Raw genomic sequence first — 25,021 nt, forward strand, 5'->3', positions numbered from 1 at the left:
CGGCGTTTGGGCGGGGTGGCTTAGTGAATCCGGATGGCCAGAACGTCGCACTGGGTGCCGTGCAGTACGCCGTTGGCAGTTGAGCCCAGAAGCAACTGAAACCCCTTGCGGCCATGGCTGCCAACGATCACCAAATCAACGCCCTGGTCTTTTACCAGACGATGGATTTCGGATTCCGGACGGCCAACCGTGACGATCTGGTGGCTTTTCGGCACGCCATGCTGGTCACCGTACTTCGCCAGCTGCTCGCGGGCGGCTTTGTCCAACTGGTCCTGAAGTTCGGTGAGGTCCATCGGGATATCACCACCGTAAGCGTAACCCACCGGCTCAACAACATGGACGAGAAAAAGCTCGGCACCATAGGCGTCGCAGATCGCTTTTGCTTTGTTCAGAACCTGCGGGGCTTCTTCTGTCAGGTCAATGGCAACCAGCATCTTGTTGTAGGTCGACATTCAGTCACTCCTTTGCGAATTGGGGTAATAGTCAGTATCAACAGTTTATACGAGAAAGTGTAGCGGGATTCTGACGGGCATCAACAGGAAGGGAAACTTCGGGCGGATCGTTAATCCGCCCGAAGACACATCAGGCGTTACTTTCGAGGATTTCGATGGTGGTGGTCAGGCTGCGAATGATCCCTTTGGAATAGCGGTCAATGACGAAGCTGACGTTGTTTTCGTTGTAGTTGATGTAGGAGCTGCGGATGAACTGCCATTTGGAGCTGACATCATCAATGGCGGCCTTGAGCTCAGCACTGGCGGAGCCGGATTGTACCCGGGCCAGCAAGCTGTCAAACATCAGAGCCTGCTGGTCCAGCGACGCTTCGTCTGATGCGCCCTGGAACGTCTGGGCCACGGACGAGTGGGTGCGCGCGGAGTACCTTGCCATCATTTGTGCCATCACCACGGCCGCGGAGCGAGCAGACTCAATACGCGCGTCAGCCTGGGTGCCGCTGTTCTCCTGGGCAACACCATAAAGCTCTGTAGCACGCTCGTTCATGCTTGACGCCTTGTTTGCGAGATCGGCCATCAGGCGGAGGTCAGGGTAGCCGCGATCCCGGACTTCGTTGATGTTTCCGCGCATGAGATCCTTGAACTGATCGAAATCCTGATTGAGTCCTTCTACTTGTTGTGGCGACAGAACGCCACTGGTGCTGGCGATCACGGCGTTCATCGCATTATTGGAGGCATTGATACTGCCCACGATACGATTGAGGGCTTCCGTGTCGCCGTTGGCGCTGAATGCGTAGAACGAGTCCAGGGCCAGATAATTGTTGATGCGGAAATCGTGCAGATCTGACAGGAAGTCTGCGCCGGTGTCCTGTGCCTGGGCGCCAAACGCGGTCAGGGATAGTAGTAGCAGTGCGGCAAGCAGTGACTGAATGCGCAGGCGAGCGTCTTTCATCGGATGAGTCTCCGTAATACTGTTTTATTATTGTGGACTAAAGTCGCATCTCGAAGTTAAAGTAACTCTGCCGGCTAATCAAGTAGTTTCCGGCTCTTACAGGCTGTACTCCCTTTTTTCTTCAGGTTTCATCAAGAAACAAATTGACAAACGCGTCTTTTTTTTTCATCGTGTGTCCTCACGATTCAAACGACTGTATGAATTTTTTGGATCGAATGATCGGGCAGTGACCGAAATCTCGCTGCACAGGCAGTCGGCTCGGCGTTTCGCCAACCGGTTGTCAGCAGTTCCAAACACAGACTGGAGATCAGTTGATGATTTACGAAGGTAAAGCCATCACGGTTAAAGAGATCGAAGGCGGGATCGCTCAGTTGGACTTTGACTTGCAGGGCGAGTCAGTTAACAAGTTCAACCGTCTCACCATCGAAGAGCTGGGCGCCGCAGCTGAAGCACTCAAATCCCAGAAGAACCTCAAGGGCCTGGTAGTCACCAGCTCCAAGGACAGCTTTATTGTCGGTGCGGATATCACCGAGTTCACCGAGCTGTTTGCAGGTTCCGAGGAAGACCTCGTTGCTAACAACCTGAAGGCGAACGAAGTTTTCAACGCCATCGAAGATCTGCCGTTCCCGACGGTTACCGCTATCAACGGTATCGCTCTGGGCGGTGGTTTTGAGATGTGTCTGGCCACCGACTACCGTGTTATGGCTCCCAAGGCCAAGGTTGGTCTGCCGGAAGTGAAGCTGGGTATCTTCCCGGGCTTTGGCGGTACTGTACGTCTGTCCCGTCTGGTGGGTGTGGACAACGCCGTTGAGTGGATTGCCGGTGGTACTGAAAACCGTGCCGATGCCGCACTGAAGGTTGGTGCTGTTGATGCCGTGGTTGAAGCCGACAAGCTGGTAGCCGCTGCCGTTGCCATTATCAACCAGTGCAACGAAGGCAAGCTGGATAACCTGGCCCGTCGTGAAGAGAAGAAAGGCAAGATCAAGCTGAACGCCATGGAAAGCATGATGGCGTTCGAGATTTCCAAGGCGTTCGTGGCCGGCAAGGCTGGCAAGAACTACCCGGCGCCGGTGGAAGCCATCAAGACCATGCAGAAGCATGCCGGCATGACTCGTGACAAGGCGATCGAAGTGGAAGCCAAAGGCTTCGCCAAGATGGCCAAGACCAACGTTGCCGCGTGTCTGGTTGGTCTGTTCCTGAACGACCAGGCCCTGAAGAAGAAAGCCAGCGCCTGGGAAAAAGAAGCTTCCGACGTGAAACTGGCTGCGGTATTGGGCGCTGGTATCATGGGTGGCGGTGTAGCGTTCCAGTCTGCACTGAAAGGCACCCCGATTGTCATGAAGGACATCAATCAGGACGGCATCAAGCTGGGCCTGAATGAAGCCAAGAAGCTGCTGTCCAAGCGTGTTGCCAAGGGCAAGATGGACGCCGGCCAGATGGGCGACGTTCTGAACAACATCACGCCGACCCTGAACTACGGTGATTTCAAGAGCGTAGATCTGGTTGTTGAAGCGGTTGTTGAGAACCCGAAGGTTAAAGATGCGGTTCTGCGTGAAACTGAAGACGCGGTTCGCGAGGACACCATCCTGACGTCCAACACCTCTACCATCTCCATCAACCTTCTGGCCAAGAACCTGAAGCGTCCGGAGAACTTCTGTGGCATGCACTTCTTCAACCCGGTGCACATGATGCCGCTGGTTGAGGTTATCCGTGGCGAGAAGACCAGTGACCGCGCCATCGCGACCACTGTTGCTTACGCCAAGGCCATGGGCAAGACCCCGATCGTGGTCAACGATTGCCCGGGCTTCCTGGTTAACCGTGTTCTGTTCCCGTATTTCGGTGGATTTGCCGCGCTGCTGCGTGACGGTGCTGATTTCCAGAAGATCGACAAGGTGATGGAAAAGTTCGGCTGGCCCATGGGCCCGGCTTACTTGCTCGACGTTGTAGGTATGGACACTGCCAAGCACGCCAACGAGGTGATGGCAGAGGGCTTCCCGGATCGCATGAAGGCCGACTTCAAGTCTGGCATTGACGTGATGTTCGAGAACAACCGTTACGGTCAGAAGAACGACAAGGGCTTCTACAAGTACGAAGAAGACAAGAAGGGCAAGCCGAAGAAAGTTGTCGACGAAGAAACCTACAAGCTTATCGAGCCTGTGGTTAACGGCAGCAAGGACTTCGACGAAGAAGAAATCATCGCCCGCATGATGATTCCTCTGTGCCTGGAAACCGTTCGCTGCCTGGAAGACAACATTGTTGAAGACCCGGCCGATGCAGACATGGGCCTGATCTACGGTATCGGTTTCCCTCCGTTCCGTGGTGGTGCTCTGCGCTACATCGACGACATGGGCGTCGACAAGTTCGTCGAACTGGCAGACAAGTACGCAGATCTTGGCCCGCTGTACGCGCCGACCGAGAAGCTGCGTGAAATGGCCAAGACCGGCAAGAAGTTCTTTGGCTAACCCTAACGAGATTTCCGAACGGAGAAAGATCTATGAGCCTTAATCCGAGAGACGTTGTCGTCGTCGATTGCGTGCGGACTCCGATGGGTCGTGCCAAAAACGGCTGTTTCCGCAACGTTCGCGCCGAGACTCTGTCCGCTGCGCTGATTGAAGCACTGTTTGAGCGCAACCCGAAGCTCGACCCGAAAGAAGTAGAAGATGTGATCTGGGGCTGTGTAAACCAGACCAAGGAACAGGGCTTTAACGTGGCACGGCAGATTTCGTTGCTGACCCGTATCCCTCACGAGTCCGCTGCCCAGACCGTTAACCGTCTGTGTGGTTCCGCCATGAGCGCCATCCACACAGCTGCCCAGGCTATCCAGACTGGCAACGGTGATGTGTTCATGGTGGGTGGTGTCGAGCACATGGGCCACGTACCCATGACCGCTGGCTTTGACCACAACCCGGCTGCGTCCAAGTACACTGCCAAGGCCTCCAACATGATGGGCCTGACTGCAGAAATGCTGGCGAAAATGCACGGCATTACCCGTGAGCAACAGGATGAGTTCGGTGCCCGTTCCCATCGCCTGGCTCACGAAGCTACCGTTGAAGGCCGCTTCAAGAACGAAATCGTTCCGGTTGAAGGTCATGACGAAAATGGCTTTGTGAAGCTGATCGAAGAAGACGAGACCATTCGTCCGGAAACCACGGCTGAGTCCCTCGGCCAGCTGCGTCCGGCGTTTGATCCGAAGAACGGCACGGTCACTGCCGGTACTTCCTCCCAGCTGACCGACGGTGCCGCTGCGATGGTACTGATGTCAGCCGAGCGGGCCGAAGCCCTGGGCCTGAAGCCGATCGCCAAGATTCGCAGCATGGCAGTTGCCGGCTGTGATCCCGCGATCATGGGCTACGGTCCGGTTCCGGCTACCAAGAAGGCGCTGAAGCGTGCAGGCCTGAAAGTCGAAGACATCGACTTCTGGGAACTGAACGAAGCCTTCGCTGGCCAATCCCTGCCGGTTCTGAAAGATCTGAAACTGCTGGGTGTTATGGAAGAGAAGGTTAACCTGAACGGCGGCGCGATTGCCCTGGGCCATCCGCTGGGCTGCTCTGGTGCCCGTATCTCCACCACACTGCTGAATGTTATGCAGGCCAAAGGCGGTAAGCTTGGTGTTTCCACCATGTGTATCGGTCTTGGTCAGGGCATTGCCACTGTGTGGGAGCGCCTCTGATCGGTTGATCCGAATCAGTAACGCTCATCAGGAGGCCCGGCTTTTGCCGGGCCTTCCTGTTTCAGGGCCTGGTGTCTGCTGCTGATATTTGAAAAAAAGGCTGACTGAAATCAAAGAATGGGTTGTCTTGCAATTGTTGACCCTGTAAAACAGTGAGCCTATACACAATGGCAGCTCTGTGTTTTCCAGTTGCCTGATTTTTATGCGAGTTTGCGGTTTGTTCAGCTATTAACCGAATTATCGCCAAGGATACAGATCTCCGATATGGGTAAAAGTCTCGTTATTGTCGAGTCACCAGCGAAAGCGAAGACCATCAACAAGTACCTGGGCTCGGATTTTATCGTTAAGTCCAGTGTTGGCCACATTCGTGACCTGCCTGTCAGTGGTAGTGGCAGCCAGTCAGACCCGAAAGAACGGGCAAAGCAGGCCGCCGCCACCCGCAAGATGAGCCCGGAAGAAAAAGCCGAGCACAAGAAGCGTAAGTCACGGGAGCAGCTGGTTGCCCGCATGGGCGTAAACCCTGATGACGACTGGAGCGCCCGCTACGAGATACTGCCCGGCAAGGAAAAAGTTGTCAGCGAGCTCAAGCGATTGGCCAAATCCGCCGACCACATCTACCTCGCAACGGATTTGGATAGAGAAGGGGAGGCCATTGCCTGGCACCTTCAGGAGACCATTGGTGGCGAACCCGAAAAGTATCGCCGGGTGGTGTTCAATGAAATTACCAAGCGAGCCATTCAGGAAGCGTTCAAAGACCCTGGAAACCTCGATAACAACCGTGTAAATGCCCAGCAGGCGCGCCGGTTTCTGGATCGTGTCGTGGGTTATATGGTGTCTCCGCTGTTGTGGGCAAAGATTGCCCGGGGGCTGTCTGCCGGCCGGGTGCAGTCTGTTGCCGTTCGGTTGATTGTTGAGCGGGAGCGGGAAATCCGGAAATTCGTACCGGAAGAGTTCTGGCAGCTGCATGCGGATCTGACCGCAGATGGTTCCGCAGACCCAGTGCGGTTCGAGGTTACGCGTTACAATGACAAACCCTATCGCCCGGTAAACGAGGCTCAGAGCAAAGAGCACGTCGATCGCCTGAAATCCGGCGGCTTCAGGGTTTCAAAGCGGGAAGACAAGCCGACACGCTCACGCCCGTCGGCGCCGTTTATTACATCCACGCTCCAGCAGGCGGCGAGCAATCGCATGGGGTTCAGTGTCAAGAAAACCATGATGCTTGCCCAGCGCCTTTATGAAGCCGGTTTTATCACCTATATGCGTACTGACTCCACCAACCTGAGTCAGGATGCGGTAACGGGCTGCCGTGAATTTATCCAGAAGCAGTTCGGAGATCGCTATTTGCCGGACAGCCCCCGTTTGTATGGCAGCAAGGAAGGCGCTCAGGAGGCCCACGAAGCGATTCGTCCTACTGACGTATCCCGCAGGCCTACGGATATAAGCGGCCTGGAAAAAGACGCTGAGAAGCTTTATGACCTGATCTGGCGTCAGTTTATTGCTTGCCAGATGGCGGATGCCGAGTTCCTGAGTACGTCCATTGTGGTCGCCAATGGCGATTATGAGCTCCGAACCCGTGGTCGTATCGTCAAGTTTGACGGCTTCCTGAAAGCTGCGCCCCAGTCTGCCAAGAAAGATGAAGATGTGGCTCTGCCCGATATTAAGGTGGACCAGTCGCTGGACCTGAAAAAGCTGGACCCAACCCAGCACTTCACCAAGCCCTCACCAAGGTATACCGAAGCCAGCCTGGTTAAAGAGCTGGAGAAGCAGGGTATTGGCCGGCCTTCCACCTATGCTTCTATCATCTCTACCATCCAGGACCGTGGCTACGTTCGGCTTCAGAATCGCCGTTTCTATGCCGAGAAAATGGGTGAAATTGTTACCGAACGGCTGGCAGAGTCCTTCCCGAACCTGATGGATTACGATTTTACGGCTCGTCTTGAAGGTGAGCTGGACGAAATCGCAGAGGGTGATGTTCAGTGGAAGAAAGTGCTGAACGATTTCTACGCCAAGTTCCGCAATCAGCTCGAAAGCGCTGAGAAGTCTGATGGCGGCATGCGTGCCAACACCCCGACAGAGACAGACATATCCTGCCCGAGCTGCGGCCGTAATATGCAGATTCGCGTGGCCAGCACCGGTGTGTTCCTTGGCTGTTCCGGTTACTCATTGCCGCCCAAGGAGCGTTGCAAGACGACCATCAATCTGGTCTCTGGCGACGAAGTGGTCAGTGCTGATGAGGATGTGGAAGGCGAGGGCGAAACCCGCTTGCTGCGCAAGAAGCGCCGGTGCCCGAAGTGTGGTACTGCCATGGACAGCTACCTGATTGATGAGAAACGCAAGCTGCACGTTTGCGGTAATAATCCGGATTGTTCTGGCTATGAAGTCGAAGAGGGCAGTTTCCGCATCAAGGGTTATGACGGGCCGACACTCGAGTGCGATAAGTGTGGCTCGGAAATGCAGCTGAAAACCGGTCGATTTGGCAAGTATTTCGGTTGCACCAATACCGAGTGCAAGAACACTCGCAAATTACTCAAGAACGGCGAGCCGGCCCCGCCCAAAATGGACCCGGTACCCATGCCGGAGCTTCAGTGCCAGAAAGTGGATGACACTTATGTGCTCCGTGATGGTGCTTCCGGCCTGTTCCTGGCTGCCAGCAAGTTCCCGAAAAACCGGGAAACCCGCCCACCGCTGGTGATGGAAATCAAGCCACACCGGAAGGAAATCGATCCGAAATACGATTACCTGATGGACGCCCCGGAGAAGGATCCCGAGGGTAACCCGACGGTGATCCGTTATAGCCGGAAGTCCAAAGAGCAGTACGTGATGTCGGAACAGGATGGCAAAGCCACCGGTTGGTCCGCCTGGTACGAAAACGGCCGCTGGGTGCCCAGGGACAAGAAGAAGTGATTTTTTGCCACGGACGTGTGTGTCCGTGGCAAATCATTATTTCTTACGAAGCCTCTGAATCAGCGAAGACGTATCCCAGCGGTTTCCGCCCATCTCCTGCACATCTCCGTAGAACTGGTCCACCAGCGCCGTTACCGGCAGTCTGGAGCCGTTTTTGCGGGCTTCTTCCAGGCAGATAGCCAGGTCCTTTCGCATCCAGTCCACCGCAAAACCGTGCTCAAATTCGCCGTCAATCATGGTGCCGGAGCGCTTTTCCATCTGCCATGACTGCGCGGCCCCCTTGGAAATCACGTCAACCACTTTGCGTACATCGAGCTCTGCCTGTTCGGCAAAGTGCAGGGCTTCTGACAGGCCCTGAACCAGACCGGCAATGGCAATCTGATTGACCATCTTCGTTTTCTGGCCGCTACCCACCGGGCCCATCAGGTTGAGTGCCCGGGCATAGCATTGGAGTATCGGTTGAACCTTCCGGAAATCTTCATCATTTCCGCCGCACATAATGGTTAAAAGCCCGTTTTCAGCCCCTTGCTGGCCGCCGGATACCGGGGCATCAATGAAACCCTGACCCTTGGCCTGCGCGGCTTCAGCCAATGTCTCGGCAATGCCGGCAGAGGCCGTAGTGTGGTCTACCAGAATAGCGGTGCTCGGCGAATTGCTGATGATCCCCTCAGGGGCCGTGTAGACCTCTTCAAGGTCTTTGTCGGCGCCAACGCAGGTCAGTACCACATCGGCATTGTTGACCGCTTCTGCAATACTGTTGCAGGCTTTTCCTGGGTACTGTTTCGCCCATTGCTGAGCCTTTGCGCCACTGCGGTTCCATACGGATACGTCTTGGCCGGCTCGGGCCAGGTGACCGGCCATCGGATAGCCCATTACGCCAAGCCCGATAAAAGCGATGGTTGCCATGGTCTGATCCTTGTCATCGTTGGATTGGGAGAGTTTTGTATTGCCATGATACGAAAAAAGCCGCTGGGTCAGCGGCTTTTTTCATTTCCGGGCAATCCGAACGGATTACTTCTTCGGATAGTCGCGCTTTGGCGAGCCGGTATACAGCTGGCGCGGGCGGCCGATGCGGTAGTTGCCGCTGACCATCTCGTTCCAGTGGGAGAACCAGCCAATGGTGCGGGACATTGCGAAGATAACGGTAAACATGGACGTTGGAATACCGATGGCCTTCAGGATGATGCCGGAGTAGAAGTCGACGTTCGGGTAAAGCTGGCGCTTTACGAAGTACTCGTCTTCCAGGGCGATCTTTTCCAGGCGCTGGGCGATCTTCAGCAGTGGGTCGTTCTCCAGGCCCAGTTCGCTCAGCACTTCGTGAGCGGTTTGTGCCATAACCTTGGCGCGTGGGTCGAAGTTCTTGTACACCCGGTGGCCAAAGCCCATCAGGCGGAAAGGATCATCTTTATCCTTGGCCTTGGCGATGAACGTCTCAATGTTGGACTCGTCACCGATTTCAGCCAGCATGTCCAGAACCGCCTCGTTTGCGCCACCGTGTGCGGGCCCCCAGAGTGCTGCGATACCGGAAGCGATACAGGCATAGGGGTTAGCACCGGTAGAGCCGGCCAGGCGGACGGTGGAGGTAGAGGCATTCTGCTCGTGATCGGCGTGCAGAATGAAGATCTTGTCCATTGCGTTGGCAAGAACCGGGTTCGGCTTGTACTCTTCACACGGTGTGCCAAACATCATGTGCAGGAAATTTTCAGCGTAAGAGAGATCGTTACGCGGATACATGAATGGCTGACCAACGGAATACTTGTAGCACCAGGCCGCGATGGTTGGCATCTTGGCAATCAGGCGATGAGCTGTTACTTCACGCTGTTTGGGGTCGGTTACGTCCATCTGGTCGTGGTAGAACGCAGACAGGGCGCCAACAACGCCACACATGATAGCCATCGGATGCGCGTCACGGCGGAAGCCGTTGAAGAAGTTGCGCATCTGGTCGTGCAGCATGGTGTGGTTTTTGATGGTGTCGTGGAAGCGCTTGTTTTCGTCTTCGCTGGGCAGCTCGCCGTTCAGGAGCAGGTAGCACACTTCAAGGAAGTCAGATTGCTCGGCCAGCTGGTCAATCGGGTAACCGCGGTGCAGCAATACACCTTTGGCGCCATCAATGTAGGTGATGGCGGATTCGCAGGCTGCAGTGGATACAAAACCCGGATCGTAGGTAAAAACGCCTTCCTGGACTAGGCCGCGTACGTCGATAACGTCAGGGCCGACGGTGCCGGAATAAACCGGTAGCTCAATGGACTTATCTCCCACCGAGAGCGTGGCTTTCCTGTCGGTCATGGTGCTCTCCTGTTTGATTAGCTGTAACAGCTTTTCTGCATATGTAGATGCGCCAGAAAGCGCGTATTATCGCAAAACTGGCGGCAAAATATAGGGCGTCAGCCTTTTTTGTCAATGCACAAGTCTCGAAAAGCGGCAATTTAAATTTCCCGTGTAAATGAGGGATATCCGGAATAACGGTGCCAAACGGGTGAAATTGAATTTGTCAATAATGCTTATAGAGGGTGCGGGGCGCCTGTGGCCAAGGCTTTGGGCGTTGTTGCAAGTTTGTAATTGCCGGGGTGTCTCCTTATAATCCGTAGCCCGGAATCGGGGATGAACCTCAATGCACGCTTCAGCATAGCAAGCTACCGGGTTACCATCCGCCCTCCTGAACCAATCGGTTATCGGTCTCGTATCGATCCTCCGATCCCAACATACCAACCATCCGCAGCCGGTTTTCGGCCCTGCGGAACCAAGAGAGAGTGTGAGAGCGCTGTGAATAGCAAACGACCAGTAAATCTCGATCTCGGCAAGTTCCATTTCCCGCTGCCTGCCATCATGTCGATCCTGCATCGCATCAGCGGCATCATCATTTTTGTTGGTGTTGCCTTCCTGTTGTACGGCCTGGATCTCTCCCTGTCCGGAGAAGATGGTTTCGCCCGGGTGAGCGAACTGCTGGACAGCTTCCTGGCGAAGCTGATTATCTGGGGCATCCTGTCTGCTCTGTTGTACCACCTGGTTGCGGGCATTAAACACCTGCTGATGGATATGGGTATTGCAGAAGAGCTTGAGAGCGGTCGCCTCGCCGCGAAGATCACTGTTGTGGTTTCCATTGTTCTCATCATTCTGGCAGGAGTCTGGGTATGGTAAGCAGCGTAACTAACCTCGGCCGCAGTGGCGTTTTTGATTGGCTGATCCAGCGTGTCACTGCCTACGTACTGGCTATTTACACAGTGTTTCTTCTGGGCTTCATGGTGACGACAGACATCAACTATGAAACCTGGAGCGCGCTGTTCGACCAGACCTGGTTCCGTATTTTTACCCTGTTGGCACTGCTTTCCCTGGGTGCCCATGCATGGGTTGGTCTCTGGACTGTGACGACTGATTATCTCAAATCCATGGCGCCCCGTTTCCTTGTGCAGGCGCTGTGCGGTCTGACCATGTTTGTGTACCTGATCTGGGGCATTCAGATTCTTTGGGGGCTTTAATCGATGGCTAACATCAAGACCATGTCTTACGACGCGATTGTTATCGGTGGCGGCGGTGCCGGTATGCGAGCCGCCCTGCAGTTGACCGAGACCGGCGTCAAAACTGCGTGTATTACGAAAGTATTCCCGACTCGCTCGCACACTGTATCCGCCCAGGGTGGGATTACCTGTGCGATCGCAAGTGCCGATCCCAACGATGACTGGCGCTGGCACATGTACGATACCGTCAAGGGTTCCGACTATATCGGTGACCAGGACGCCATCGAATACATGTGTTCTGTGGGCCCCCAGGCAGTATTCGAGCTGGAGCACATGGGCCTTCCGTTCTCTCGTACCGAGCAGGGCCGTATCTACCAGCGTCCGTTCGGTGGACAGTCCAAGGGTCCGGATAACCCCACCCAGGCCGCTCGTACCTGTGCTGCTGCGGACCGTACCGGTCACGCCTTGCTGCACACTCTTTATCAGGCCAACCTGAAGGGCGGTACCACCTTCCTTAATGAGTGGTATGCGGTTGATCTGGTCAAGAACAGCAAGGATGAAGTGGTTGGTGTCGTAGCCATCGAGATCGAAACCGGTGAAGTGGCGTACATCAAATCCAAGGCTACTGTCCTTGCTACTGGCGGTGCTGGTCGCATTTATGCCTCCACCACCAATGCGATGATCAATACCGGTGACGGCATTGGCATGGCGCTGCGAGCCGGCTTCCCGGTGCAGGATATGGAAATGTGGCAGTTCCACCCAACCGGTATCCACGGCGCTGGCACGCTGGTTACTGAAGGTTGTCGGGGTGAGGGCGGTTACCTGATCAACTCCGAGGGTGAGCGCTTCATGGAGCGTTATGCTCCGAACGCCAAAGACCTTGCTGGCCGCGATGTGGTTGCACGTTCCATGGTTCTGGAAATCCTGGAAGGCCGTGGTTGTGGACCCGAGAAGGATCACGTATTGCTGAAGCTGGATCACCTGGGCGAAGAAACCCTGAACCTGCGCCTGCCGGGCATTTGCGAACTGTCCCGTACCTTTGCGCACGTTGATCCGGTGAAAGAGCCGATCCCGGTCGTTCCGACCTGTCACTACATGATGGGTGGTGTTCCCACCAACGTGGGTGGTCAGGCACTGACTCAGGACGAAAACGGCAACGATAAACCGATTCCCGGCCTGTTTGCCTGCGGTGAGGCTGCCTGTGTATCGGTACACGGCGCCAACCGTCTGGGTGGTAACTCCCTGCTGGATCTGGTGGTCTTCGGTCGTGCGGCTGGCCTGCACATTGAAGAGCAGCTGCGCGGCGGTTTCGAGGTTGATGGTGCCAGCGAAGAAGACATCAAACGCGCCATGGCCCGTCTGGAGCGTCTGGATAGTGCTTCTGAAGGCGAAGATGTGGCTAAGGTCCGTAAGGATCTGCAGAACTGCATGCAGCTCTACTTCGGCGTGTTCCGCGATGGCGACAGCATGGAGAAGGGTATCAAGCTGTTGGAAGAAATCGGCGAGCGTGTACGCAAAACCAAGTTGGCCGATACCAGCAAGGCGTTCAACACCGCGCGTATTGAAGCGCTCGAGCTGGATAACCTGTACGAAGTTGCATACGCCACCGCCAAGTCTGCGATCGAGCGTAAGGAAAGTCGCGGTGCCCACGCCCGTAACGACTTCACTGAGCGTGACGACGAGAACTGGCTCAAGCACTCCATGTACTTCCCGCTGGACAAGCGTGTTGGCAAGCGTGACGTGAACTTTGCACCGAAAACGGTTCCGACTTTCCAGCCGAAAGTCCGGACCTACTAAGGGGGTATCCTGAAAATGTTGGTAAGCCTGTATCGCTACAATCCGGAAACCGATAATGCCCCTTACATGCAGGATGTAGAGGTTGAGATTCCGGAAGGTAAAGACCTGATGGTCCTTGATGTTCTGAACCTGGTGAAGGAGAGGGATCCTTCCATGAGCTATCGCCGTTCCTGTCGGGAAGGTGTCTGTGGCTCTGATGGTATGAACATGAATGGCAAGAACGGCCTGGCTTGTATCACTCCGGTGTCGGATGTGGTCAAGAATAACAAGCTGGTTCTGCGCCCGCTGCCTGGTTTGCCGGTGATCCGGGACCTGGTGGTCGACATGAGCCTGTTCTACAAGCAATATGAAAAGGTGATGCCGTACCTGGTGAATGACACCCCGGCACCCGCCATTGAACGCCTGCAGTCTCCGGAAGATCGTGAGAAGCTGGACGGCCTGTACGAGTGTATTCTCTGTGCCTGCTGTTCCACGTCCTGCCCATCGTTCTGGTGGAATCCGGACAAGTTCATCGGCCCGGCTGGCCTGCTGCAGGCCTACCGCTTCCTCGCGGATAGTCGTGATACCGCACAGGCGGAGCGCCTGGCCAATCTGGATGACCCGTTCAGCGTCTTCCGCTGTCGGGGTATCATGAACTGTGTCAGTGTTTGTCCGAAAGGCCTGAACCCCACGAAGGCAATTGGCCACATTCGGAACCTGTTGCTGCAGCGCGCTACCTGAGCGCAAATTCTGTAGCACCAGCTATACTGGTGTTTCGGCACCAGTTTAGTACCCCGAAGGCCTCGCATTACGCGGGGCCTTCAACCAAAGGCTTATAGTCAAAGGTCTTAATGGAGTGCAAACTTAGGCCCGCTGCTTCGGTTGACTTATCCAGGATGCCGGGCAGCGTTGCCGAGTATAAAAAATCACTGGGGACGGAAAACATCCTTGCTGGGTGTGGTGGCCAAAGTCATGCCGTAATAACCCGTATTGACTGTGAATTACCCCTGGCCGACCATACCGGCTCCCCCGCACCAGCCCAAGGTGAGCTATTCAAAATGCACGAAAGCATCATGGAGCAGTTATGGCAGACTTCCCACCTGCAAGGTGGCAATCTGGCCTATGTTGAACAGCTTTTTGAAACCTACCTGACAGACCCCAACGCCGTTCCTGAAGAGTGGCGAAGCTACTTCGACAAGCTTCCCAGTGTTGATGGCTATCATGGCCGCGACATTGTCCACTCAACCATCCGTGAACAGTTTGAGCATATCTCCCGCAATCAGCGTTTCCTGGCCAGCAGTGGCGTACCCGCCAGTGCCACCTCAGATGCCGATAAAAAGCAGATTCGTGTTCTTCAGCTGATCAATGCGTTCCGTTTCCGCGGACACCAGGAATCCAAGCTTGACCCCCTGGGTGTCTGGCAGCGTGAGTCTGTTGAAGATCTTGAGCCGTCTTTCCACGAGTTGGGCGAGTCGGATCTTGATCTGGAATTCCAGACCGGTTCACTGAACTTCGGTTCCGAAACGATGAAGCTCGGCGACATCGTGCAGGGCCTGCGCCAGACGTATTGCGAGAGCATCGGTGCTGAGTACATGCACGTGGTAGATACTCGCATCAAGCGTTGGTTTCAGCAGCGTATGGAGCCTGTGCGCTCGCGCCCTGAGTACGAAGCTCAGACCCGCAAGCATATCCTGGAGCGCCTGACAGCTGCCGAGGGCCTGGAAAAGTACCTTGGCTCCCGCTATCCGGGCGTAAAACGCTTTGGTCTGGAAGGTGGCGAAAGCCTGATTCCATGCCTGGATGAACTGATCCAGCGTGCAGGCTCATACGGCGCCAAGGAAATTGTTCTAGGGATGGCCCATCGTGGCCGCCTCAACGTGCTGGTTAATACTCTCGGCAAAAACCCGAAAGAACTGTTTGATGAATTTGAGGGCAAGAAGCTCGCGGATTCAGGCTCCGGTGACGTGAAATATCACCAGGGTTTCTCTTCCAACGTGATGACACCCGGTGGCGAAGTGCATCTGGCCATGGCGTTTAACCCGTCGCACCTGGAAATTGTATCTCCGGTAGTGGTGGGCTCTGTACGCGCCCGTCAGGATCGCCGTGGCGATACCGACGGCAGCAAGGTTGTGCCGATTGTCATGCACGGTGACGCAGCGTTTGCGGGTCAGGGTGTTGTGATGGAAACCTTCCAGATGTCCCAGACCAGGGGCTTCGGCGTGGGTGGTACCATTCACATTGTGATCAACAACCAGGTGGGTTTCACCACTAGCCGGCAGGAAGATGCGCGCTCGACTGAATACTGCACAGACGTCGCCAAAATGGTTCAGGCGCCGATTCTGCACGTAAACGCAGACGATCCTGAAGCGGTGATGTTTGTTACCCAGATGGCCATGGACTACCGCAACGAATTCAAGCGGGATGTGGTCATTGATCTGGTGTGCTACCGCCGCCGCGGTCACAACGAAGCCGATGAGCCGGCTGCTACCCAGCCGCTCATGTATGAAAAGATCCGTAAGCTCAAGACCACCCGCAATCTGTACGCAGACCATCTGGTTGAAGCTGGCGTGATTACTGAAGAAGAAGCCAAGCAGATGGAAACCGACTACCGCGATGCGCTCGATAAGGGCGATCACGTGGTCAAATCGCTGGTGAAAGAGCCCAACAAAGAACTGTACGTGGATTGGGCTCCGTACCTTGGTCATGAGTGGACTGCCAAGTGCAAGACCAGTGTGGCTTTGAAGACCATCCAGAAACTGGGCAAGAAGATTACCGAGGTGCCTGAAGGCTTCAGCATTCAGCGTCAGGTTTCCAAGATCGTCAATGATCGCGAGAAGATGACGGCCGGCGCACTCTCACTGAACTGGGGCTACGGTGAGATGATGGCTTATGCCACCTTGCTGAATGAAGGTCACCCGATCCGCCTGACCGGTCAGGACGTGGGGCGGGGCACTTTCTCCCACCGCCACGCTGTTCTGCATAACCAGAAAGACGGGTCTACCCATATTTCCCTGCAGAACCTGAAAGACGAACAGCCCAAGTTCGATATCTATGACTCGCTACTTTCCGAAGAAGCGGTTATGGCATTCGAATATGGCTATTCCACCACCACGCCGGACGCACTGATTGTCTGGGAAGCCCAGTTCGGTGATTTTGCCAACGGCGCCCAGGTGGTCATTGATCAGTTCCTGACCAGTGGTGAGCACAAGTGGGGCCGTCTGTGTGGCCTGACGCTGCTGCTGCCCCATGGTTATGAAGGCCAGGGACCGGAGCACAGTTCGGCGCGTCTGGAGCGCTTCCTGCAGCTGTGTGCGGAGCACAACATCCAGGTTTGCGTGCCCACCACGCCATCCCAGGTATTCCATATGCTTCGTCGGCAGGTCAAGCGCCCGCTGCGTAAGCCGCTTGTGGCTATCACCCCCAAGAGCCTGTTGCGTCATAAAGAAGCCATTTCCGGCCTCGATGATCTGACCTCCGGTACCTTCCAGACCGTTCTGCCCGAGAAGGAGCCTTCTGATCCCAAGAAGGTGTCCCGACTGATTATGTGCAGCGGCAAGGTCTATTATGACCTTCTGGAGAAGAAAAAGGCGGATGAACGAGACGACGTCGCCATTGTCCGGATTGAGCAGCTGTACCCGTTCCCCGGTGATGATCTGGACGAGCTCCTGGCCCAGTACCCCAAGCTAAAGCATGTGGTGTGGTGTCAGGAAGAGCCGATGAACCAGGGTGCCTGGTACTGCAGTCAGCATCATATGCGTAACGCGCTGCAGCGCCTGAACCCCAAGTTATACCTTCAGTATGCCGGTCGTGAGGCTTCTGCTGCTCCTGCCTGTGGACACATGTCTGTTCACATCGAAGAGCAAAAGAAACTGGTTAACGACGCGTTTGAAATCTGACGAGCTACCGAACTAAGGATCCGTAATGTCAACAGAGATTAAAGCCCCCGTTTTCCCTGAGTCGGTCGCCGAAGGCACCGTCGCGACCTGGCACAAGCAGCCCGGTGAGGCATGCTCCCGTGACGAGCTGATTGTCGATATCGAGACCGACAAGGTTGTGCTCGAAGTGGTTGCGCCTGCTGATGGTGTGATCGAAGAAATTCTCAAGGGCGAAGGCGACACCTGCGAAAGCGGTGAGGTGATCGGCAAATTCAAGGAAGGCGCTGCGGGTGAATCCAAGCCGGCAGAGAGCAAGCCTGAAGCCAAGGCTGAGGCGCCGAAAGAAGAAGCCCCGGCTGCAACTTCCGGCGACGCCATCCTGAGCCCGGCTGCCCGTAAGCTGGCCGAAGAAAATAACGTTGACCCGGCCTCCGTCAAGGGCACTGGCAAAGACGGCCGTGTGACGAAAGAAGACGTGCAGAACTTTGTGGACAGCAGCAAGTCCTCCGGTGGTGCCGCTGCCAAGCCGGCAGCCATGCCTGAGGTAAATGTTGCCCAGGGTGAGCGCCCTGAGAAGCGTGTTCCGATGACTCGCCTGCGCGCCAGTATTGCCAAGCGTCTGGTGGATGCCCAGCAGACAGCGGCCATGCTGACCACGTTCAACGAAGTGAACATGGCGCCCATCATGGAGCTGCGTAAGCATTACCAGGACAGCTTTGTGAAGCGCCACGGCATCAAGCTGGGCTTCATGTCGTTCTTCACCAAGGCGGCCACCGAAGCCCTCAAACGCTTCCCGGCGGTCAATGCCTCGATCGACGGCAATGACATGGTGTACCACGGTTATCAGGATATCGGTGTTGCCGTATCCACGGATCGTGGTCTGGTGGTTCCGGTACTTCGCGATTCCGACGCCATGGGCCTGGCTGATATCGAGAAGAAGATTGTCGAGTACGGTACCAAGGCGAAGGAAGGCAAGCTGGCCATCGAAGACATGACTGGCGGCACCTTCACCATCACCAACGGCGGTATCTTCGGTTCACTGATCTCCACGCCGATCCTGAACCCGCCGCAGACCGCTATTCTGGGCATGCACAAAATCCAGGAGCGCCCGATGGCGGTGAACGGCAAGGTTGAGATCCTGCCGATGATGTACCTGGCGCTGTCATACGATCACCGTATGATCGACGGTAAGGAAGCGGTGCAGTTCCTGGTTGCGATCAAGGAAATGCTGGAAGACCCGGCCCGTATCCTGCTGGACGTGTAAGCTGACACTCAACGAATTCGATAACAGGAAAGATTATGTCCGATAAGTTCGATGTTATTGTCATTGGTGCCGGCCCCGGCGGTTACGTTGCAGCTATCAAGGCGGCCCAGCTTGGCCTGAAAACGGCCTGTGTGGAGTCCTGGACAAGCAAAGACGGTAAAAGCCAGGTTCTGGGCGGCACCTGCCTGAACGTGGGCTGTATTCCGTCCAAAGCACTGCTTGAGGTGACTCACAAATTTGAGGAAGCCAGCCACGATTATGAGTCCATGGGTATCATGACCAAGGGTGTTGATATCGATGTGGCGAAGATGATGGAGCGCAAGTCCGGCATCGTGCAGCAGCTGACTGGCGGTATTGCCGGCCTGTTCAAGGCTAACGGTGTGACTTCCATTCACGGTCACGGCAAGCTTCTGGCTGGTCGTAAGGTGGAAGTTACCGATAAAGACGGCAAGACCAAGACCTACGAAGCCGACAACGTCATTCTGGCGACGGGTTCCAAGCCGATCGAGATTCCGCCTGCACCGTTTGATGGCGAGTATATCGTCGATTCCGAGGGCGCGCTGGAGTTCACCGAAGTACCCAAGCGCCTTGGCGTTATTGGTGCCGGTGTGATTGGTCTTGAGCTTGGCAGCGTTTGGGCCCGCCTGGGTTCAGAGGTGACTGTCCTTGAAGCTCAGGACAGCTTCCTCCCGGCGGTGGATCAGCAGGTCGCCAAGGATGCGCTCAAGCAGTTCAAGAAGCAGGGTCTGAACATCATCACCGGTGCCCGCATGACCGGTGCTGAAGTCAAGCGCAAGCTGGTGAACGTCAGCTACGAAGATTCCAAAGGCAAGCAGGAAGCGAAGTTCGACAAGCTGATCGTGGCCGTTGGCCGTCGCCCGTACACCGACGGCGCCCTGGCCGAGGATTCCGGCGTGACCATGGACGAGCGCGGCTTCATTTTTGTGGACGACAACTGCAAAACCGAAGCGCCGGGTGTCTGGGCGGTAGGTGACATCGTTCGTGGTCCGATGCTGGCACACAAAGCGTCTGAAGAGGGCGTGATGGTTGCCGAACGCATTGCCGGTCATAAGCCGCAGGTCAACTACGATTGCATCCCTAACGTGATCTACACCTTCCCGGAAGTGGCTTGGGTCGGCAAGACCGAAGAGCAACTGAAGGCCGAAGGTGAAGAATACAACGTAGGCAGCTTCCCGTTTGCCGCCAACGGCCGAGCCATGGCGGCGAATGCGGCCGCCGGTATGGTCAAGATCATCGCAGACGCGAAGACGGATCGTATCCTGGGCTTTCACGTTGTTGGTCCTCAGGCGTCTGAAATCGTTGCCCAGGGCGTCATTGCCATGGAATTCGGTTCCAGTGCAGAAGATCTGGCCCTGACCTGCTTTGCGCATCCGACTCTGTCAGAGTCAGTGCACGAGGCGGCCCTGGCTGTTGCTGGCGGTGCGATTCACGTCGCCAACCGTCGCAAGAAGAAGTAACGCAACACCGGAATCGGGGCGCCAATGTCGGCGCCCCGCTGCCATCATAAAGGCAGCTTTCTGTGTGCGTAACCGGCGGGTTCAGGCGATCCCTTGCCCGCCAGAACGAATTCGCGATTGGTATGCCAAGGGCGGTGTGCCAGCGGGTTCATTTCCGTACGTGGTTATCCTCCATCAATAGACGGGACATTAACTATGAATTTGCATGAATATCAGGGCAAGCAGCTTTTCGCTGAGTATGGCCTGCCAGTATCCCAGGGCATTGCCTGCGATACGCCTCAAGAAGCTGTTGACGCTGCCACTGAAATCGGCGGTGACGCATGGGTTGTCAAGGCTCAGGTTCACGCCGGTGGCCGCGGTAAGGCCGGCGGTGTAAAGCTGGTCAAGAACAAGGAAGACATCCGTGAGTTTGCCCAGAAGTGGTTGGGCCAGAACCTGGTAACCTACCAGACTGACGAGAATGGCCAGCCGGTAAGCAAGATTCTGGTTGAATCCCTGACTGACATCGATCAGGAACTGTATCTGGGTGCGGTCGTTGACCGTGGCACCCGCCGTATCGTTTTCATGGCCTCCACCGAGGGTGGCGTTGAAATCGAGAAGGTTGCTGAAGAGACTCCCGAGAAGATCCTGAAAGCCGAAATCGATCCTCTGGTAGGTGCTCAGCCGTACCAGGGCCGCGAGCTGGCATTCAAACTGGGTCTTGAAGGCAAGCAGATTGGTCAGTTCACCAAGATCTTCCTGGGCCTCGCCAAGCTGTTTGAAGAGCGCGATCTGGCACTGGTAGAGATCAACCCGCTGGTGATCACACCGGCCGGCGACCTGCACTGTCTGGACGCCAAGATCGGCATCGACGGCAACGCGCTTTACCGTCAGAAGAAAATCCACGAAATGCGTGATCCTTCCCAGGAAGACGCTCGCGAAGCCGAAGCGGCCAAGTGGGAACTGAACTACGTAGCGCTGGAAGGCAACATCGGTTGTATGGTTAACGGTGCTGGCCTCGCCATGGGTACCATGGACATCATCAAGCTGTCTGGCGGCCAGCCCGCTAACTTCCTGGACGTAGGTGGCGGCGCGACCAAAGAGCGCGTTTCCGAAGCGTTCAAGATCATCCTGTCTGACGACGCTGTGCAGGCCGTTCTGGTCAACATCTTCGGCGGCATCGTTCGTTGCGACATGATTGCTGAAGGCATCATCGGTGCGGTCAAGGAAGTAGGCGTTAAAGTGCCGGTTGTGGTTCGTCTCGAAGGCAACAATGCCGAACTGGGCACCAAGGTGCTCAAGGACAGCGGCCTGAACATTATCGCCGCTACCAGTCTGGCGGACGCCGCAGAGCAAGTCGTTAAAGCCGCAGGGGGTAAATAATGAGCATCCTGATCAACAAAGACACCAAGGTTATCTGTCAGGGCTTTACCGGCGCACAGGGTACCTTCCACTCTGAGCAGGCCATTGCCTACGGTACTAAGATGGTCGGTGGTGTCAGCCCCGGTAAGGGCGGCACTGAGCATCTGGGCTTGCCGGTGTTCAACACTGTACGTGAAGCGGTAGAGAAGACCGGTGCAGAAGCGACCGTCATCTATGTTCCGGCTCCGTTCTGTAAAGACGCCATCATCGAAGCGGCCGATGCCGGCATTCAGCTGATCGTTTGTATCACTGAAGGTATCCCGACCATCGACATGCTCTACGCCAAAGAATACGTTGACCGTAAAGGCGTTCGCATGATCGGACCGAACTGCCCGGGTGTGATCACTCCGGACGAGTGCAAGATCGGCATTATGCCTGGCCATATCCACAAGAAGGGTAAGGTTGGTATCGTATCCCGTTCCGGCACCCTGACCTACGAAGCGGTCAAGCAGACCACTGACTTCGGCTACGGTCAGTCTACCTGTATCGGTATTGGCGGTGACCCGATTCCTGGCTCCAACTTCATCGACATTCTGAAGCTGCTGCAGGAAGATCCGGAAACCGAAGCCATCGTGATGATCGGCGAAATCGGTGGTACCGCCGAGGAAGAAGCGGCTGCGTTCATCAAAGAGAACGTCACCAAGCCTGTGGTTTCCTACATCGCCGGTGTCACTGCACCTCCTGGCAAGCGTATGGGCCATGCTGGCGCCATCATTTCTGGTGGTAAGGGTACCGCAGACGAGAAGTTTGCCGCCCTGGAAGATGCCGGCGTTAAAACCGTGCGCAGCCTGGCCGAAATCGGCAAGGCCCTGAAGGAAGTGACTGGCTGGTAAGCCCGCCATAACCTTCACCAAAACCCCCGGGTTCGCGAGAATTCCGGGGGTTTTGCGTTATGGCGCCGGTGTTTTATATCGCTTTGCTTAACGCAGCGAGGTGTAAAGACTATAATGCCCGGTCAGCCTGATTTCCTCAGCCACCTCCGGTGGTGAAACCAGGCGCCTAATAAACAGAAATAAGGAGTTCGTGCTTTGAGTTCTGTAGATTCCCAGCAAAGGGTTTTGTCCGGTATGCGACCGACCGGCAAGCTTCACCTCGGCCACTATCACGGTGTGCTGAAAAACTGGGTGAAACTCCAGCACGAGTATGAGTGCTTCTTCTTCGTGGCAGACTGGCATGCCCTGACCACGCAATACGATGACACTTCCGGCATTCAGCAAAGCGTGTGGGACATGGTTATCGACTGGTTGGCGGCAGGCGTTAACCCGGGGTCGTCGACGATGTTTATTCAGTCTCAAGTGCCGGAGCATGCGGAACTGCACCTGTTGCTCTCGATGATTACGCCGCTGGGCTGGCTGGAGCGCATTCCCACCTACAAAGATCAGCAGGAGAAGCTGCGTGAGAAAGATCTGGCAACCTACGGGTTCCTGGGTTATCCGCTGCTTCAGACTGCCGATATCCTGATGTACCGTGCGGGTAAGGTGCCGGTTGGAGCGGATCAGGTATCTCATGTGGAAATTACCCGTGAGATCGCCCGCCGCTTCAATCACATCTATGGCCGCGAGCCCGGTTTTGAGGAGCAGGCCGAGGCGGCCATCGTCAAAATGGGTAAGAAAAACGCCAAACTCTACCGCAACCTGAAGAAACGCTATCAGGAAGAGGGCAACATGGAGGCCCTGGAAACCGCACGGGCACTGTTGAAAGAGCAGCAGAACATTTCCCTGGGTGACCGGGAGCGGTTGTACGGCTATATCGAAGGCGGCGGCAAGGTAATCCTGCCAGAGCCCCAGCCGTTGTTGACGCCGGAATCGAAAATGCCGGGCCTTGATGGCCAGAAAATGTCCAAGTCTTACAACAACTACATCGGCCTGCGGGAAGAGCCAGACAGTGTTTCCCAGAAAATCCGCACCATGCAGACAGACCCACAGCGGGTACGCCGGACCGATCCGGGTGACCCGGAGAAATGTCCGGTCTGGAGTATGCATAAGGTGTACTCAGACGCCGAGACCTGTGAGTGGGTACAGCAAGGCTGTCGTAGCGCCGGCATTGGTTGCCTGGATTGCAAAAAGCCGTTGATCGATGCAGTGATTGAAGAGCAGCGGCCGCTTCACGAGCGGGCACGGGATTACGAGAAAAACCCGGATGTGGTTCGCTCGATCCTGGAAGAAGGCCGTGAACACGCACGGGATGCGGCCCGGGATACCCTGGAAGAAGTTCGCGCTGCCATGGGCCTCAGCTACCGCTGATTTTACCCGGTAGCCACTGCCAACGGCTGGAGAGGCCATGACCGACGAGACTGAGGAGTTAACACACGCCCCGGCAGAGGTCGGCGAGCAGGTGCCGCTGGCTCTGGTTTCTGGCAAGCCGTTGGTTGATCTTCCCAAGGACCTCTACATTCCTCCCGATGCCCTGGCGGTGTTTCTGGAGGCTTTCGAGGGTCCACTTGATTTGCTGCTGTATCTGATACGCCGGCAAAACATGAACATCCTTGATATTGACGTGAGTGAAATCACCCGCCAGTACATGGACTACATCGGCGCCGTTGAAGCCATGCGCTTTGAACTGGCGGCCGAATACCTGGTGATGGCGGCCACGCTGGCAGAGATAAAATCCCGAATGCTGCTGCCCCGCCATGAAACAGACGATGACGAGGAACTGGACCCCAGGGCGGAGCTGATTCGCCGGTTGCAGCAGTACGAGCGGTTCAAGAAGGCTGCCGAAGATATCGATGAAATGCCGCGTATGGAGCGTGACATTTTTGCAGCGTCAGCCGCCTTGCCGAAGCTGCCTTCGTCTCAGCCCCACCCGGAAGTGGATATGCGGGAGCTTTTGTTGGCTTTGCATGGCGTGCTGAAACGGGCGGATCTATTCACCAGTCACCATGTTGAGAAAGAGCGGCTGTCTACCCGCGAGCGAATGTCTCACATTCTCTCGGTGCTCCAGGGCGACCGGTTTGTCACGTTTGAAAGCCTGTTTACCATTGAGGAAGGGCGGCTGGGTGTGGTGGTGACGTTCCTCGCAACGCTTGAACTGGTGAAAGAGCAGCTGATTGAAATTGTACAGGCAGAGGTGCTGGGCCCGATTCACGTGCGTGCCCGGGCTGCCAGCTAGGTGAAGGCCAGATTATGAACGAAGACCATCTTGCGCGTGTTCAGGCGATTGCCGAAGCAGCCCTGCTGGCGGCTGGAAAGCCCCTGTCGCTGGAACAGCTCAGAGAATTGTTTGTGGAAGACGAGCGGCCATCCCGCCAGGTGATGGAGCACGTGCTGGTGCAGCTGGACAAAGCCTGCGAGGGGCGAGGTTTTGAGTTGAAGAAGGTGGCCAGCGGTTACCGCCTGCAGGTGAGGGAAGAGCTGGCACCCTGGGTTGGACGCTTGTTCGAGGAAAAACCCCAGCGGTATTCCCGGGCACTGCTCGAAACCCTGGCCCTGATTGCCTATCGGCAGCCAATCACCCGGGGTGAAATTGAAGATATTCGCGGTGTTACGGTAAGCAGCAATATCATTCGTACCCTGCTTGAGCGAGAGTGGGTAAGGGTTGTTGGACATCGTGACGTGCCGGGTCGCCCTGCAATGTACGCCACCACCCGACAGTTTCTGGATTACTTTAACCTGACAGGGCTGGATGAACTGCCACCGCTGTCTGAGGTTCGTGATCTCGAGGAAATTGGCCGGGAGATCGAACGAAACATACAGGGGGAGATTCAGTTTGAATCATCCCATAATGACAGCAGTGACGACCCCGGACAACCCGGAGGCAACCAGGCTGCTGAATCGGAACAGACACTTCACTGATGTCAA

At 55.9% G+C, this 25,021-nt stretch carries 19 protein-coding genes; 15 read left to right on the forward strand and 4 right to left on the reverse strand.

Annotated elements, in window-relative coordinates:
- Positions 1-20: 20 nt before the first annotated feature.
- Together ACZ5Q2_RS12710 and ACZ5Q2_RS12715 are read right to left on the reverse strand one after the other, a co-directional pair.
- Positions 21-452 carry a universal stress protein gene (locus ACZ5Q2_RS12710; RefSeq protein ID WP_058091192.1) on the reverse strand — a complete coding sequence of 144 codons (432 nt, stop codon included), beginning with the start codon at positions 450-452 and terminating at the stop codon, positions 21-23.
- Between the two features lie 130 nt (positions 453-582).
- Positions 583-1,401 carry a hypothetical protein gene (locus tag ACZ5Q2_RS12715; RefSeq protein WP_061332170.1) on the reverse strand — a complete coding sequence of 273 codons (819 nt, stop codon included), beginning with the start codon at positions 1,399-1,401 and terminating at the stop codon, positions 583-585.
- A 314-nt stretch (positions 1,402-1,715) separates the two neighbouring features.
- On the opposite strand from ACZ5Q2_RS12715, the gene fadB reads away from it, so the two are divergent.
- The 3 genes from fadB to topA all read left to right on the forward strand — a co-directional run bounded on the left by fadB (position 1,716) and on the right by topA (position 7,975).
- Complete coding sequence (fadB, locus tag ACZ5Q2_RS12720) at positions 1,716-3,863, forward strand: fatty acid oxidation complex subunit alpha FadB (protein WP_061332171.1); 2,148 nt, start codon at positions 1,716-1,718, stop codon at positions 3,861-3,863.
- 32 nt (positions 3,864-3,895) lie between these two features.
- Complete coding sequence (fadA, locus tag ACZ5Q2_RS12725) at positions 3,896-5,071, forward strand: acetyl-CoA C-acyltransferase FadA (RefSeq protein WP_106695880.1); 1,176 nt, start codon at positions 3,896-3,898, stop codon at positions 5,069-5,071.
- A 264-nt stretch (positions 5,072-5,335) separates the two neighbouring features.
- Entirely contained in the window at positions 5,336-7,975 is a 2,640-nt protein-coding gene (gene topA / locus ACZ5Q2_RS12730; protein ID WP_106695879.1) for a type I DNA topoisomerase, read from the forward strand.
- A gap of 36 nt (positions 7,976-8,011) precedes the next feature.
- Here topA and ACZ5Q2_RS12735 read toward each other — a convergent pair whose 3' ends face one another.
- Both ACZ5Q2_RS12735 and gltA read right to left on the reverse strand, forming a co-directional pair.
- Positions 8,012-8,881, reverse strand: coding sequence for an NAD(P)-dependent oxidoreductase (locus ACZ5Q2_RS12735; protein ID WP_432210040.1), 870 nt, complete (start codon positions 8,879-8,881; stop codon positions 8,012-8,014).
- Positions 8,882-8,986: 105 nt separating this feature from the next.
- The gene (gene gltA, locus ACZ5Q2_RS12740; RefSeq protein ID WP_061332175.1) at positions 8,987-10,261 is read right to left on the reverse strand and encodes a citrate synthase; all 1,275 of its coding nucleotides are present in this window, start codon (positions 10,259-10,261) and stop codon (positions 8,987-8,989) included.
- A gap of 477 nt (positions 10,262-10,738) precedes the next feature.
- Between gltA and sdhC the strand changes: the two genes are divergently transcribed.
- The 12 genes from sdhC (at position 10,739) to scpB (ending at position 25,015) form a co-directional block, all read left to right on the forward strand.
- Positions 10,739-11,113, forward strand: coding sequence for a succinate dehydrogenase, cytochrome b556 subunit (gene sdhC / locus ACZ5Q2_RS12745; RefSeq protein WP_061332229.1), 375 nt, complete (start codon positions 10,739-10,741; stop codon positions 11,111-11,113).
- Positions 11,107-11,451 (forward strand): succinate dehydrogenase, hydrophobic membrane anchor protein, encoded by a 345-nt coding sequence (gene sdhD / locus ACZ5Q2_RS12750; RefSeq protein ID WP_432210039.1) that lies wholly within the window; start codon positions 11,107-11,109, stop codon positions 11,449-11,451. Before sdhC ends, sdhD begins: the two co-directional genes overlap by 7 nt.
- A 3-nt stretch (positions 11,452-11,454) precedes the next feature.
- Complete coding sequence (gene sdhA / locus ACZ5Q2_RS12755) at positions 11,455-13,227, forward strand: succinate dehydrogenase flavoprotein subunit (RefSeq protein WP_058091184.1); 1,773 nt, start codon at positions 11,455-11,457, stop codon at positions 13,225-13,227.
- A gap of 15 nt (positions 13,228-13,242) precedes the next feature.
- The gene (locus ACZ5Q2_RS12760; protein ID WP_058091183.1) at positions 13,243-13,947 is read left to right on the forward strand and encodes a succinate dehydrogenase iron-sulfur subunit; all 705 of its coding nucleotides are present in this window, start codon (positions 13,243-13,245) and stop codon (positions 13,945-13,947) included.
- Positions 13,948-14,264: 317 nt separating this feature from the next.
- A complete protein-coding gene (locus ACZ5Q2_RS12765; protein WP_061332177.1) occupies positions 14,265-17,102 on the forward strand; it encodes a 2-oxoglutarate dehydrogenase E1 component in 2,838 nt (945 codons plus the stop codon).
- A 25-nt stretch (positions 17,103-17,127) separates the two neighbouring features.
- Positions 17,128-18,345 (forward strand): 2-oxoglutarate dehydrogenase complex dihydrolipoyllysine-residue succinyltransferase, encoded by a 1,218-nt coding sequence (odhB, locus tag ACZ5Q2_RS12770; RefSeq protein ID WP_432210038.1) that lies wholly within the window; start codon positions 17,128-17,130, stop codon positions 18,343-18,345.
- Between the two features lie 35 nt (positions 18,346-18,380).
- Positions 18,381-19,823, forward strand: a complete 1,443-nt coding sequence (lpdA, locus tag ACZ5Q2_RS12775; RefSeq protein ID WP_106695876.1) for a dihydrolipoyl dehydrogenase — start codon at positions 18,381-18,383, stop codon at positions 19,821-19,823.
- Between the two features lie 195 nt (positions 19,824-20,018).
- Entirely contained in the window at positions 20,019-21,185 is a 1,167-nt protein-coding gene (gene sucC / locus ACZ5Q2_RS12780) for an ADP-forming succinate--CoA ligase subunit beta (RefSeq protein ID WP_061332180.1), read from the forward strand.
- Positions 21,185-22,057: a succinate--CoA ligase subunit alpha gene (sucD, locus tag ACZ5Q2_RS12785; protein WP_011784666.1), complete on the forward strand. Its 873-nt coding sequence runs from the start codon at positions 21,185-21,187 to the stop codon at positions 22,055-22,057. Before sucC ends, sucD begins: the two co-directional genes overlap by 1 nt.
- Before the next feature lie 234 nt (positions 22,058-22,291).
- Positions 22,292-23,467, forward strand: a complete 1,176-nt coding sequence (locus tag ACZ5Q2_RS12790; protein ID WP_267313162.1) for a tryptophan--tRNA ligase — start codon at positions 22,292-22,294, stop codon at positions 23,465-23,467.
- A 37-nt stretch (positions 23,468-23,504) separates the two neighbouring features.
- Positions 23,505-24,332, forward strand: a complete 828-nt coding sequence (locus ACZ5Q2_RS12795; protein ID WP_432210037.1) for a segregation and condensation protein A — start codon at positions 23,505-23,507, stop codon at positions 24,330-24,332.
- Between the two features lie 14 nt (positions 24,333-24,346).
- A complete protein-coding gene (scpB, locus tag ACZ5Q2_RS12800) occupies positions 24,347-25,015 on the forward strand; it encodes an SMC-Scp complex subunit ScpB (protein WP_432210036.1) in 669 nt (222 codons plus the stop codon).
- Positions 25,016-25,021 lie beyond the last annotated feature (6 nt).

The sequence above is a fragment of the Marinobacter alkaliphilus genome (assembly GCF_055394375.1).